The sequence below is a fragment of the Candidatus Methylolitoribacter marinus genome, from assembly GCF_051853155.1.
In the GTDB taxonomy this organism is placed as follows: Bacteria; Pseudomonadota; Gammaproteobacteria; order Burkholderiales; family Methylophilaceae; genus BACL14.
The window spans coordinates 1250554-1263522 of record NZ_CP124221.1; the positions used below are offsets into that span (position 1 = coordinate 1250554).

Annotated in this window: 20 protein-coding genes; 12 read left to right on the forward strand and 8 right to left on the reverse strand. The window is 32.0% G+C overall.

Going from position 1 to position 12969, the window contains the following annotated elements; translation table 11 throughout:
• Positions 1-18 precede the first annotated feature (18 nt).
• Genes aroQ through prmA form a run of 4 tightly spaced genes read left to right on the forward strand, consistent with a single transcriptional unit; the run spans position 19 to position 3138 of the window.
• Positions 19-435, forward strand: coding sequence for a type II 3-dehydroquinate dehydratase (aroQ, locus tag QFA95_RS06770; RefSeq protein ID WP_486462758.1), 417 nt, complete (start codon positions 19-21; stop codon positions 433-435).
• 12 nt (positions 436-447) lie between these two features.
• Positions 448-900, forward strand: a complete 453-nt coding sequence (accB, locus tag QFA95_RS06775) for an acetyl-CoA carboxylase biotin carboxyl carrier protein (protein WP_486462759.1) — start codon at positions 448-450, stop codon at positions 898-900.
• 3 nt (positions 901-903) lie between these two features.
• Complete coding sequence (accC, locus tag QFA95_RS06780) at positions 904-2250, forward strand: acetyl-CoA carboxylase biotin carboxylase subunit (RefSeq protein ID WP_486462760.1); 1347 nt, start codon at positions 904-906, stop codon at positions 2248-2250.
• Positions 2251-3138, forward strand: a complete 888-nt coding sequence (gene prmA / locus QFA95_RS06785; RefSeq protein WP_486462761.1) for a 50S ribosomal protein L11 methyltransferase — start codon at positions 2251-2253, stop codon at positions 3136-3138. It abuts the gene before it with no gap.
• Here the strand turns inward: prmA and QFA95_RS06790 are convergent.
• From QFA95_RS06790 to QFA95_RS06800, 3 genes are read right to left on the reverse strand one after another with little or no spacing between them, the layout of a single operon-like run.
• Positions 3133-4662: a cryptochrome/photolyase family protein gene (locus QFA95_RS06790; RefSeq protein ID WP_486462762.1), complete on the reverse strand. Its 1530-nt coding sequence runs from the start codon at positions 4660-4662 to the stop codon at positions 3133-3135. The genes prmA and QFA95_RS06790 overlap by 6 nt on opposite strands.
• Positions 4649-5899 carry a DASH family cryptochrome gene (locus tag QFA95_RS06795; RefSeq protein ID WP_486462763.1) on the reverse strand — a complete coding sequence of 417 codons (1251 nt, stop codon included), beginning with the start codon at positions 5897-5899 and terminating at the stop codon, positions 4649-4651. The genes QFA95_RS06790 and QFA95_RS06795 overlap by 14 nt, the downstream gene beginning before the upstream one ends.
• Positions 5889-6023 carry a DUF2256 domain-containing protein gene (locus tag QFA95_RS06800; protein ID WP_486462764.1) on the reverse strand — a complete coding sequence of 45 codons (135 nt, stop codon included), beginning with the start codon at positions 6021-6023 and terminating at the stop codon, positions 5889-5891. The genes QFA95_RS06795 and QFA95_RS06800 overlap by 11 nt, the downstream gene beginning before the upstream one ends.
• Positions 6024-6107: 84 nt before the next feature.
• On the opposite strand from QFA95_RS06800, the gene QFA95_RS06805 reads away from it, so the two are divergent.
• The 5 genes from QFA95_RS06805 (at position 6108) to QFA95_RS06825 (ending at position 8148) form a co-directional block, all read left to right on the forward strand.
• Positions 6108-6497: a hypothetical protein gene (locus QFA95_RS06805; protein WP_486462765.1), complete on the forward strand. Its 390-nt coding sequence runs from the start codon at positions 6108-6110 to the stop codon at positions 6495-6497.
• On the forward strand, positions 6494-6835 hold the full coding sequence (locus QFA95_RS06810; RefSeq protein ID WP_486462766.1) for a hypothetical protein: 342 nt from the start codon (positions 6494-6496) through the stop codon (positions 6833-6835). The genes QFA95_RS06805 and QFA95_RS06810 overlap by 4 nt, the downstream gene beginning before the upstream one ends.
• On the forward strand, positions 6820-7083 hold the full coding sequence (locus QFA95_RS06815; RefSeq protein ID WP_486462767.1) for a hypothetical protein: 264 nt from the start codon (positions 6820-6822) through the stop codon (positions 7081-7083). The genes QFA95_RS06810 and QFA95_RS06815 overlap by 16 nt, the downstream gene beginning before the upstream one ends.
• A gap of 54 nt (positions 7084-7137) precedes the next feature.
• Positions 7138-7581, forward strand: a complete 444-nt coding sequence (locus QFA95_RS06820) for a toxin-antitoxin system YwqK family antitoxin (protein ID WP_486462768.1) — start codon at positions 7138-7140, stop codon at positions 7579-7581.
• Between the two features lie 99 nt (positions 7582-7680).
• Positions 7681-8148, forward strand: coding sequence for an Hsp20 family protein (locus QFA95_RS06825; protein ID WP_486462769.1), 468 nt, complete (start codon positions 7681-7683; stop codon positions 8146-8148).
• Between the two features lie 246 nt (positions 8149-8394).
• Here QFA95_RS06825 and QFA95_RS06830 read toward each other — a convergent pair whose 3' ends face one another.
• Positions 8395-8883 carry a hypothetical protein gene (locus QFA95_RS06830; RefSeq protein ID WP_486462770.1) on the reverse strand — a complete coding sequence of 163 codons (489 nt, stop codon included), beginning with the start codon at positions 8881-8883 and terminating at the stop codon, positions 8395-8397.
• Entirely contained in the window at positions 8880-9155 is a 276-nt protein-coding gene (locus tag QFA95_RS06835; protein ID WP_486462771.1) for a hypothetical protein, read from the reverse strand. Before QFA95_RS06835 ends, QFA95_RS06830 begins: the two co-directional genes overlap by 4 nt.
• Positions 9156-9173: 18 nt before the next feature.
• Between QFA95_RS06835 and QFA95_RS06840 the strand changes: the two genes are divergently transcribed.
• A complete protein-coding gene (locus QFA95_RS06840) occupies positions 9174-9452 on the forward strand; it encodes a hypothetical protein (RefSeq protein ID WP_486462772.1) in 279 nt (92 codons plus the stop codon).
• On the forward strand, positions 9449-9913 hold the full coding sequence (locus tag QFA95_RS06845) for a hypothetical protein (RefSeq protein WP_486462773.1): 465 nt from the start codon (positions 9449-9451) through the stop codon (positions 9911-9913). Before QFA95_RS06840 ends, QFA95_RS06845 begins: the two co-directional genes overlap by 4 nt.
• A gap of 80 nt (positions 9914-9993) precedes the next feature.
• On the opposite strand, the gene QFA95_RS06850 is transcribed toward QFA95_RS06845, so the two are convergent.
• Positions 9994-10677 carry an SDR family NAD(P)-dependent oxidoreductase gene (locus QFA95_RS06850; protein ID WP_486462774.1) on the reverse strand — a complete coding sequence of 228 codons (684 nt, stop codon included), beginning with the start codon at positions 10675-10677 and terminating at the stop codon, positions 9994-9996.
• A gap of 37 nt (positions 10678-10714) precedes the next feature.
• Between QFA95_RS06850 and QFA95_RS06855 the strand changes: the two genes are divergently transcribed.
• The gene (locus QFA95_RS06855) at positions 10715-11053 is read left to right on the forward strand and encodes a hypothetical protein (protein ID WP_486462775.1); all 339 of its coding nucleotides are present in this window, start codon (positions 10715-10717) and stop codon (positions 11051-11053) included.
• On the opposite strand, the gene QFA95_RS06860 is transcribed toward QFA95_RS06855, so the two are convergent.
• Entirely contained in the window at positions 11036-11893 is an 858-nt protein-coding gene (locus QFA95_RS06860) for a Brp/Blh family beta-carotene 15,15'-dioxygenase (RefSeq protein ID WP_486462776.1), read from the reverse strand. The genes QFA95_RS06855 and QFA95_RS06860 overlap by 18 nt on opposite strands.
• A complete protein-coding gene (locus tag QFA95_RS06865) occupies positions 11877-12968 on the reverse strand; it encodes a lycopene cyclase family protein (RefSeq protein ID WP_486462777.1) in 1092 nt (363 codons plus the stop codon). The genes QFA95_RS06860 and QFA95_RS06865 overlap by 17 nt, the downstream gene beginning before the upstream one ends.
• Position 12969: the final 1 nt, after the last annotated feature.

The window sequence follows — 12969 nt, forward strand, 5'->3', positions numbered from 1 at the left end:
TCTACTGTAGAGATTAATATGAAAATAGCTTTAATTAATGGACCTAATCTAAATCTTCTTGGACAGCGAGAACCGGATGTCTATGGCAATCAAGGTTTAGAAGAAATTAATAATGAACTTCAAACTCTATTTCCAGAAATAACTTTTAGTTTTTTTCAAAGCAATAGTGAATCAGAGATCGTAAATTTTGTTCATACATTAAAAGTAGACTACATCGTTATCAATCCTGCAGCATTTACCCATACTTCAGTAGCTATCAGAGATGCTATTTTGGGAGTAGGTATACCTTTTTACGAAATTCATTTATCAAATGTTCATGCTCGGGAGGAGTTTAGGCATAAATCTTATTTTTCAGATAAAGCCAAGGCAGTGATATGTGGTTTAGGTAAGGATGGTTATTCAGCAGCAATTCAACACATTGTTAAAAATTCATAAAAGGTAAGAATCATGGACTTAAGAAAACTAAAAAAACTAATCGACCTGGTTGAAGAGTCGGGAATTAGCGAATTAGAATTAACCGAAGGTGAGGAAAGTGTTCGTATTAGTCGCCAAGGTCAAGTGGTGCAACAACCTCAACAATACACAATGCCTCAACAACCGACACTAGCTGTTCAAAATCAAGTTCCAACAACAACTAGTGCAAATACTGAAGAAGCTCAGGAAACTGGCCATGCCCTAACTTCACCGATGGTAGGGACTTTTTATAGATCATCGTCACCCGAAGCTGACCCATATGTCGAAGTTGGGAGTAGCGTCAAAAAAGGTGATACTTTATGCATTATTGAGGCGATGAAATTACTCAATGAAATTGAAGCCGATCGTGATGGAATTGTTAAGAAGATTATGGTTGAGAATGCTCAACCGGTTGAATTTGGTGAACCACTTTTTATTATTGAGTAATTTATGTTTGAAAAAATTCTTATTGCTAACCGCGGAGAGATTGCACTTCGCATCCTAAGAGCCTGTCGCCAGATGGGGATTAAAGTGGTCACTGTTCACTCAGAGGCTGACGTAGATGCAAAATATGTCAAACTTTCTGATGAGTCCGTTTGTATAGGTCCAGCGCCATCAAATCTCAGCTACTTAAATATTCCTGCCATTATTAGCGCTGCAGAAGTAACTGATGCTCAAGCTATTCATCCTGGATATGGCTTTCTTTCTGAAAATGCAGATTTTGCTGAACAGGTAGAAAAAAGTGGTTTTACTTTTATTGGGCCTAAATCAGAAACTATCAGGCTGATGGGTGACAAAGTGAGCGCTAAAGAGGCCATGATAAAAGCTGGAATTCCAGTTGTTCCAGGTTCAAATGGTGAGTTAAGCGATGACCCTAGTGAAATAATTAAAACAGCAAAAGAAGTTGGGTACCCTGTGATTATCAAAGCAGCCGGTGGTGGTGGTGGACGAGGAATGCGAGTGGTTCACACTGAGGCATCGCTATTAAATGCCGTTTCAATGACAAAAAATGAAGCGCATAGTTTTTTCGGTAATGCCGCAGTGTATATGGAAAAATATCTAGAGAAGCCTAGACACATTGAATATCAGGTGCTCGCAGATAATTATAAAAATGCGATCCATCTCTTCGAAAGAGATTGCTCTATGCAACGAAGGCATCAAAAAGTCATTGAAGAAGCTCCTGCACCAGGATTGCCAGATAAATTAAGAAAAAAAATGGGTGAAAAATGTGCCGATGCTTGTAGAAAAATTGGTTATCGAGGAGCGGGTACTTTTGAGTTTCTATACGAAAATGATGAATTTTACTTTATTGAAATGAATACTCGAATTCAGGTTGAACATCCTGTCACAGAAATGATTACCGGTGTTGACCTCATTCAAGAACAAATAAAAATTGCAGCTGGTGAAAAATTAAGTTACCGCCAGAAAGATATCGTGATTAATGGTCATGCAATGGAATGCCGAATAAATGCTGAAGACTCATTTACTTTTATTCCATCCCCTGGTCTCATCAATCGTTTTCATGTACCGGGAGGTCCTGGTATCAGAGTTGATACCCATGTTTATGGCGGTTATCGAGTTCCCTCCCATTATGACTCAATGATCGGTAAGCTAATCGCTCACGGTGACACCCGTGAAAAAGCTGCTGCAAAACTACAAATGGCTCTTTCAGAAATGTATTGTGAAGGAATTAAAATTAATATTGATCTCCATCGTGATTTATTAATAGACCTGGCCTTCCTTAAAGGTGGAGCAAGTATCCATTATCTAGAAGAAAAATTGGGAATGAAAAAATAAGTGATTTCTTTATCACTGATAGTAGATGATGATATTGCACAATCCATTGGTGACCATCTCATGGAACTCGACGCTCTCTCACTGAGCTTTAGCGATTCTGATTTAGATACACAAAATGAAGTTGCAATTTTTGGAGAAGATCCTGATGATCATGAGAGATATTGGAAAAATACCAAAGTCATAGCCCTTTTCCAAAATGATCATACTCTCTCAGTGGTGATTAATTCTATTCACAATGAGTTTAATATTCATATCGATCAGATTCAAGTTGAACCAGTTGCAGAAAAAGATTGGGTTAAAGAGACCCAATCCCAATTTCATCCGATTCAGATTAATGACAAAATTTGGATCATTCCCTCCTGGCACAAGATAAAAAATAATAATGCGATTAACATTCACCTGGATCCTGGATTGGCATTTGGAACTGGATCTCATCCTACCACCAAGCTTTGTTTAGATTGGTTAACCAAAATTGATCTTATTGATAAATCTGTTTTAGATTATGGTTGTGGATCAGGAATTTTAGCTATTGCGGCAAAAAAATTAGGGGCCAAATCAGTTTCTGGAACGGACATTGACCCACAAGCAATTATTGCCAGTCACCAAAATGCAAAAAACAACCAAACGAGTACCATTAATTTTTATACATCAGACGAGTCAACAAATGACCTTTACGATATTGTTGTTGCAAATATATTATCGAGTGCACTGAAAGTGTTAGAGCCACTAATACATTCTAAATGTAAACCTGAAGGGCGCATCGCACTATCTGGAATTTTACAATCACAGGAAAATGAAATCAAAGAGATATATGCCAATAACTTTATTTTTGAAGATTCTTTATATCAAGATGGTTGGGTATGTATGACTGCATTTAGAAAATCATAGTTGTTCAATATTCTTCAATATTTGTTTACTCTTTTTAATATACAAACTCTTATCTTCTTCATTCATTTTATTTATCTGCATCTTAACAATACCCATTCTTGGATTATTTTCTATTAACGTTGGGTTGTTTAAAAAAAAGCTCCAATAAAGACTATTAAATGGACATGAGTTATCTGCAAACTTAGTCTTCACGTCGTATTGACAGGATTTACAATAATTACCCATCTTATTAATATAAGAGCCCGATGAGACATAAGGTTTTGTGGCCAACAAACCTCCGTCAGCATATTGTGACATGCCTAACACATTTGGCATTTCAACCCATTCAATAGCATCTATATAAATGGCCAAAAACCATTCGTGAACACGCTGTGGATCAACTTCACTGAGTAACATGAAATTACCCAGTATCATTAATCTTTGGATATGATGTGCATATGCATGTTGCAAAGATTGCTGTATCGATTTTTGTAGGCAATTCATGTTAGTTTTTCCATGCCAAAAAAACTCTGGTAACTTATTCTTAAATTTTAAATAGTTACTAAGTCCATATTCAGGCATTTTTGCCCAATACACTCCTCGAATGTATTCTCGCCAACCAATAATCTGCCTTATAAATCCTTCGACAGCACTTAAATTGGATAAATCTTTTTTTAGATATCTCTCTACTGTTTCAGCAACCATTATTGGAGATAACATTTTTGTATTAAGGGCAAAAGAAATTAATGAGTGAAATAAAAATGGATTTTCGTTCGCCATGGCATCCTGATAATCACCAAATTTATCGAGGCTGGATTTTATAAAATGATTTAGAACTTGTAATGACTCCTTCTCATTAGTTGGCCAATTAAAATTATTCACATCAACAGATCCGATGTACCCAATTTCTAATTCATCAATCTCATCCTTAAGATGTTCAACATCATGATTAAACTTGATACGATTTGGGACAGTTTGTTCTGGATCCCATTTTTTCCTATTGTCTTGATCATAATTCCACTTATCGCCAATAGGTTTATCACCAACCATCAAGATGGAATATTTTTTCCTGACGTAGCGGTAGAATTCTTCCATTCTCCATATTTTTTTATTTGTGAAAAACTCACATACATCCTGTCTATGAGTCAAAAAATGTTCTGTAGAATAAGATTGGTGTGCTAAACCAATTTGATTGGTTATCTTTTTCATTTCTTCATCCAATCGATATTCATCTGGCATCTGATATTCAAATTTATTTATATCTGAGTTTATTTCAATTAATTTAAGAATATTTTTATAAAAGGATTGCTGATTGTCCGGATCTTTTAATTTGATATACCTTACAACATGGCCATCTTGCTGTAATTCCTTTGCAAAGTTTCGCATTGCATGCATGAACGCGAGCATTTTTTGAATGTGGTGCTTCGCATAAGTCATTTCAGGAACAATTTCCATCATCAAATAGATCACATTATGATCAATTTGCTTGAACCAGCTGTGCTTCTTATTTAACTGATCGCCTAATAATAATCTAAGTGTTTTCATTCCAGTACATCTCATATTGATTATCTATGTCGTAAGTATTCTTCTGCTTTTCAACATTGAATCGTCTTCCACCCCTTGGATCCGTTCCATATCCAGCAATATATATCCAATTACCCTGGTTAGAGTAAATATCAAAATCAATCAGATACTTTTGGAAAAAATCAGCACCTATTCGCCAATCTATTTTCATTTCAAAAATAACAAAAGAGGCTAATATCTGTCTCATTCGATTTGATAAGAATCCACTATTTTTTAACTCTTTGATACCAGCATTGATAAAAGATGACTCTGTATTTGCTTCTTCTAAATTACTTATCTTGTCCTGACTTGTCTCATTAATTTCTTTGTTTTTGAGACCGTATGGAAAATATAATTTCTTATCATATTTGAAGTGTAAAAATCTAAAATAATCTCTCCATAATAGTTCGAATAATATCCAATAAGTACTCTCATTAGCCCCATGAGTTTCCTCATATTTTTTAAGGAAAATAAAAATTTGTCTCGCTGAAATTAGGCCATGTGCAAGCCACACCGAAAATTTTGTTGAAAATTCATTTCCCATTAACTCATTTCTTGTCTGTTTATATTTATGAGCTTTTGTATCAGAAAAATAATCCTTTAGATAATTTTGTGCACCATTTTCACAGTTGGTGTAATGATTTAAAAAATCTACACTGCCACTATAAGTATTTTGATAATTTGGTAATTGGCATGATTTAATATTTAAAAGATTTGCAGGTTTTGGAAGCTTTAAACTTTCATGCAGGGTGACTGTAATTGTCTTTGATTCAACTCTTTTTCTAAATGTTGTAAAGGTATCTGGTAAATCGATTACATCAAAATCAAGATCATCAATATTAAGCAATGACGAATCCCAGTAGGACAATACGCGTGGTTCAGTAATACTAGATTCCTCATCCTTTTCATAAGGACTAATTATTTTTTCACAATATATTTTATTAATCTGGTGTTGTTTAGCTATAGAAGAAAATATGACTGAAGGCTCACCCTCTATAACATTCAGTGTGTGGCCTAAGTCGGATAAATTTATCTTAAGTTGATTTAGCGCATCAATTAAAAATTTATTCTTATGGTTTTCTTCATCATTAAGAATTCTCAAACGACGATTCACTATGTAAACAAAAGAAATACTTGTTGAATCTTTGATACATTGCACCAAGGGATAATTGTCATGAATTCTTAGGTTATTTCTAAACCAGAAAATATTATGTGACACGATGATTTTTACACCTTTGAGAGCAATACTTTACCTCGTCCCAACACCGCTCCCATTTCTTTCGCCATGAGAAAGGGCGCTGACATGTGAGACATATTTTTTGTGGCAAGCTTTGTTTTTGCATATTTTTAAGATGATATTAAAGGTGTTTGGTTCTTCAATATTTGGCTTATTTTAAAAAAAATGCCTATAATAAAATATGCGTTTTATGTTAATACTCATTATTTCTTTATACTTGGCTGCATGTGCAACTTCAAATCAGAATGTCCAACGACCTGCGCCACATAATGACTTTACAGGTAAATTCGTTGAAAAACATTTTGCTGGAGAAGACGCCAATGACTATATGATGCGAGCATGTAAGATATATGGCGGCCTCAATCAAGATAGTATTCAAAAAAAAGACAGCGACCTTCTGCTTCAAGATATATTTGAGTTCAAATGTAATTTTGCTAATAAATTATCTGACGAGTTAGAAATTGATGGGAAATCATCTAAACGCTTGAATGGTACCGTAGCTAAACAGAAATGCGAAAAGCTTGGTTTTAAAGTTGGTTCTAAAGATTTTGCAAACTGCCTTCAAGAATTAACTCAATGAAAAAGCTTTTGTTAATCTTGTTATTTACCAACTATTCATTTGCTGATGAATTAACTTATATTTGCCAAGGATTAAGTCATTTTGAATTGGTTGGCGCCAGTGGAGCAAAAGAGGAACAGCAGTCTAGGGAATACAAATTTGAAAATTTAACTTTAATTGATCTTAATAACATTGAATGCGATAAGTCGAAAACTACCATGACATGTAAATCGACTCTGTTAAATATCAGAACACTTAATTTAGATTTACAAACATTGAAAATTACTGATTCAATATCAGGAAATAAAGGTTTTGGTCATTATATTGAGAATTTTGAGGGTCAATGTCAGATCAAATAAAGATTAAAGAGCTATCGCCTAATGCTTTTGATGTAACAATATATTCAAATACAGAAACAAATCATCAAGTTACCATTTTAGATAATTTCGTCACTGAATATCAAATAAAACATCTCACAAAAAAAGAAATTATTGAACAATCATTCATATTTCTTTTAGAGAGGGAATCTAATAAATCTATTTTAAGAAAATTCGATATTGAAGTCATAGTAAATTACTTTCCAGAATATAAAAAATTATTCAAATAACAGAAACTTAACAAAATTGATCAAGTCATTTCATATTATAAATTTGGAGTGATTATGTTTAAATATTTTCATATAACCATCCTATCCTATGTCATGTTCTTAACCTCATTATCTGCTGAAGAGATTAAAGATGGTCTTTATCAAGAATTCTTTGAAAATAAAACTCCGAAATTTGAAATTACTTATAAAAATGGAAAGAAAAATGGAAAAGAAAAATTTTGGTATGAGAATGGTCAAATTAAAATGGAAAGTGACTTTAAAGATGGTAAGGAACATGGTTACTGGAAGCAATGGTATGAGAACGGACAGTTAAAACTTAAAGTTGAATATAAAGATGGGAAAGAAAATGGCCTATGGGAACAATGGTTTGACGATGGTCAACAAAAATCCAAAAGCTTATGGATCAATGGGATTAAAGATGGACATGAATGGATTTGGAATAAGGAAGGTCAATTGATTGCCAAAGATTTATATCAAAATGGGAAAATAGTTAAATGACTTGAAATTTTCTTTACATGCTCCCATATATTAATTGTGGTCGTTATGCCTAATGGGTAATGCCATGATTTTTATTTTGCTTAATTAAAGGAGATAAATATGAAAATTTCATTTGGTAACTTATATCCAAGTACGCTTGGTTTTGAAACTGTTTTAAGAGATATTGAAGCACTTATGGAAAACTCGATTGAGTCCGTCCATGAAAAATTTCCCCCACACAACATTATTAAACATAATGACACCTCATATTCAGTTGAATTAGCTGTTGCAGGCTTTAATCAATCTGATATTGATGTCACAGTTAAGGACGGACTACTTATCATCAAAGGTGATAAGTCAAAAGATGATACGAATATTCAGTACCTGCATAAGGGAATATCTAATCGATCATTTACAAAAACAATTCGATTAGCAGATACTATTGAAGTTAAAGGTGCAGATCTAGAATCTGGTGTCCTTAAAATCGCGCTTGAAAATGTTATTCCAGAATCGAAAAAACCAAAAAAAATTGAGATTAATGGAATAAAGAATCTTGCATCACAACAGTTAAATTCTTTAACTGCTTAAATATTTATTTAAAAAGGAGTAATATTTATTTACTCCTTTTTTTAAATCCATCAATTATTAAACAGCCATCGGGGTCCATGCATGGCCAGTCAGATTCAGGTCCACAACTATTTCCTGTTATTTTTGTCTGGACTGGCTCATAAAATTGAATCAGATTATTGTTTTCATTAGAGCTAATATTTTTATTTTTTTCACTTATTTTTTCAGCAGAAAAAATAATTTGGGGATTAAGGATGAATATAAATATTAATCCGAACCGGAGAGGTCTGTTATTGCGTATACGCCGGTTGGACGATCTTTTTCCGTTTTCCATGATCTTCTTTTAACAATTTGGCACCGATCTCGATTGATATCAGAAGCACCAAATTTTAATTTAGCATTAGGAATAACACGATATATATGTCTTTCTAATCCATCAATTGTTTCAGGAGCATCATCATGAGCACAAAATATTAATACTCGCTGCTGCCTACTGTCCTCTTGTCGGATGATAACTAAATCATCCCGCTTTAATTCTTTAAAATATTTTTTTAATCTATCTAATTCTTCTTTAGTAATCGGTTCAGTTTTTAATAAACTCACTCTTTTTGTTAAAGAAATTGCATTTGCATTGAGTTTATCTTTACTCAAAATTTGTGGGATAAAACGAACGATCCACTTTTCTGATAATTTTGATCTTTTCAGATCAGCAACGATTTCATCGACAGGGTATTTTGATAGGATTGGTGGTCTCATATATTTATGATTATATTAAAAAATAAACCGATATAGTAAACAATTGATAAAGATATGATTGAAGCAATAATTATAAAAAATATCTTACGAACAAACTCGGCTTTCAGATCATTGCTATTGATAATTCGATATAGATAAAAACCGACAAGGTAGGAGGGCAATAACGCAATTACCCATAACCATTTTTGCTCTTTAAAACCTAACCAAAAGCATATGCCGAGTGAAATAAGTACAACAATTCCACCAAGTCTGGACCAAAAATTATGTTTCATGACGTTATAATAATGGATATGCAAAAAGATACAAAATTTACACGCTTTGATGCCATCATTTTAGGCTCAACCTTCCTTACAGCTGTGATCACGTTTCTTATTTATATTGGTTTTAGTTTGTATAAGTATATTAAAGGAGGGGTATGGGTGAAGTCATTATCAGCATGTGAGGTGTTCAATTTATTTTGTTCAAATAATTTTATTATTAAATTGATTGGCGACCTAGAGGCTATTCTTTTTGTCTCACTTGTTTTTGGATTATATTTCCTAATTCATTACTACCTGGTTAAAAAGTGAAATACCTTTTTTTTGTCTCTCTAATGATCTGTCATCATTCATTTGCTTTAGAGTGTATTGGTCAAGTTTCTCAACGATACGAAATTAATGAACAAATTCATGACCAACAAGATCTTTCAAATGTCTTATTAAATGTTTCATTCGATAAAAAGTACAAAACAATTAATTTTGATATTGAAAACAAACTAAGAATCAATAATGAGATGAATTACCCATGTGAGCAACAATCATCAAAAATAGTATGTTTAAAAAAGGCTACTTATTTATCAGAAATGGGAGAACATGACCCTAATACAGGCACACGGCATGAATCAACTGCCCACACACAATACTTTATGGAAATTATTTATGATAATGAAAGCAGAGACCTGAGTTTTGATCACCAAATAAAATCAACAGTAAGTAAACCAAAAAAAATCCAATCTAGTGAAATTGCCTCAGGAAAATTTAAATGCAAATAAATTTTTTTTGGATCGAGATAGTAATATTTATAATCCTAATTCTATTGCTAATTATTATCATATATTTAGCCAATCGTTAACTAATAAGCTATCTCCTGAAAAGCATAATCATAAATCTTTCCTGAGTGCTTAAGACTTAATTCATTAATCACTTTTTTTAGCATTAGTGCAGACTTTGATGGAGCAAATATTTCATGCTTAACAAATCCTGAATAGGGTTTAGATAATTTACTATCAACTGTTCCAGGATGCATCCCACAAACTATTATATTTTTATACTTTCTTCTTAACTCAATTGATAAATTTTTAATCATCATATTGAGTGCAGCTTTACTCATCCTGTAGGCATACCAACCTCCCAATTCATTTTCAGAAATACTACCAACACGAGCTGATAAAAAAACTATTTTTGTATGATCCATGAGATTATTACTCAGCTGTCTAAGTAATATCAGCGGTGCAACACAATTAATATGATACGAGAATTGAAAAGCGCTTTTATCAATATCCTTTAAGCTTTTTTCAGGTTTGTAGTCCTCATTATGCAAATGTCCTGTAGCAAAAATAATTAGATCAAATTTAGTTTCTGCATTTAATTTAATCTCATTATTTTGATCATAATCATAGGTAATTTGGTTAATATGTGGGCTTAAATTTTGTTTTTTTCTGGCTGCAATAGTCATGTGGACATCATTTTTATCATACTCATTAACCAAGGCTGACCCTATTGCTCCAGAACCTCCTATTATTAGTATTTGTTTCATTTATTGAATCTTTCTTATATTTATTTATCTATAATTTATGATATTTTTTATAAAAACAACTATCGCTGTCGCAATCATTTTAATTGCATCTGAACTCAGCAAAAAAAGCACTACCCTCGCAGCCATGCTCTTAGCCATGCCTATTGTCCTATTTGTTTCTTTTGCTTTGATTTATCAACAAAATAAAGATAATTTACACATTGCAAAATTAACTCACGAAACTGTACTTTATATCCTACCGGTATTGCCCTTTTTATATCTTTTATCAGTATTACTGAAGTTAGGTGTGAATTTTTATCTGTCCTTATTTTTAGTGACTTTAGGGATATGTCTAGTTACATACATCCTTAACTATTTTTTAACGAACATGAACTAACTTGATAATATTATCCAACTGCATATGGGCAACAGTTAATGCAAATAATGATGGAAATAATAATCCGATAAAAGAAACCTGAATAAATTCATTACATATCAGCCATACAATCAAAACTGGGACTGTAAAAATTATCATCCAAATTAGATCTTTTTTTAGCTGAAAGTGATGATTCATTAATGCTCTCATACCATGATAAAAACAAAAATAATAACCAAACCAAAATAGTGGATCTAAAAAGTACCCAGATATCAGCAACATAAATAATACTGACGTCTCACTCCACAGCGTCTTTTTATAAGCAACTCTAAACCATCCTATAAGACAAACAATAAATAATATTTGTATACAAGTAATTATTATTTTATTCATTTGATATTCAGCTAAATTAAAAAAAATTAAATTGACGGTTTCGGCATGGAAAAAAATTGGGATCATTGTGACAAGGAAACCCCATGTTATTTTCTGTAATTTATTTAATGAATACTTTTTAAGATCGCTATCACCGAAGTGATATATAGACATCAAAAATAAAATAAATAATCCTATAGTTGGAAAGGCTATCCAAATCAAAATTGAAACTAAAACAATGATTAGATAAATTAAATATATTTGATATCGAGATTTTTTTTTAATACTGAGTTCCCACACTATTTTTCCATCGAGCGCGCCATGTCCCAAGCCAATGGTTGTTATGGCAATGAAAATTAGCAAAATTAAGGGATGAATACCTAAATAATAAACCTCATCAGGACTTTGATCTGGATAAAAGCCAATTAAAAGTATTCCTAAGATTACAAAAAGGAGATGATGAATATTTATTTTATTTAATAAGTGCATTAATCATTATTTTCTTAGGAGTATTAATTAATATTTTGACAATGTCATATAATTTTGGAATATCTGCTAGAAATCTTATCACTGATGCAATATCATTTGAGTTAAATAATTTTACAAATATAGAATTAGCTTTATCCGGATAATAGTAACAAGCTTTCAAAAATATTTTATCTAAAAAATTAATAATTATTTTTTCTTTGAAAACTAGGTCTTTTAGATTTTTATCTTTATTGATCTTAGACCACTGCGCTGCTCTTAGCAGCATATAGCCAGAAGAGGGTCTTGCAAAGCCTCCATGAATTCCGATATTTATAATACGAGCAGTTCTCTGGAATTTGTGATTCACCGACATGGGAATGACCCCTTTTTCTTTTTTAATCATTTTAGCAACATTAAATGTTGCTAATGATCTCTTATGAATCTTTTCAAGGTTTTCAAAATGTACTTTTTTTCCAAATGCCGTGGTTTCAATTAGTATAGTTTTCTGATCAAAAGGTAAATTATAGTTAAACAACACTTCATTATTGGAGTGCAAAAAATGCATTAATTGGCAAGTATCATGTGTGTGGTTATTGTTTATCTTAATTTTAGTACCGATAAAATATTGATATAACATTTTTTTGTTATTTGCTGATTGTTTATTTAAGGAAGTACTAGACATTAAATACTGACTTATAAACGTATGTTTTTTTGTCTTGACGTTTACTTCGTTATATTTTTCTTTAATAGAAATAACCTCATCATAAATAATTTCCACCTTATCTTTTATACTATTAAAAATTGTTTCAATTGTATGTTTATAGTCATAAGTGTTGTAACTATATGGTGCAATATTTTTTTTAATCAAAATCTCTTCATTACTGATTGAGATTTTTTTATATACTTTATCAGGATCAATACCATACTCTTTTTTAAGATCAAGAATTCCTGGACCCTGCCAACTGCTTATATATCTGTTTTCAACACTTTTGCTTTTTTCAATTATTAATATTTTTAATTCAGAATGTGTGAGTAAATATTGTTTTAAAAATAATAAGCTTGATAGCCCACGCCCAATAATGATTAAGTCATACATA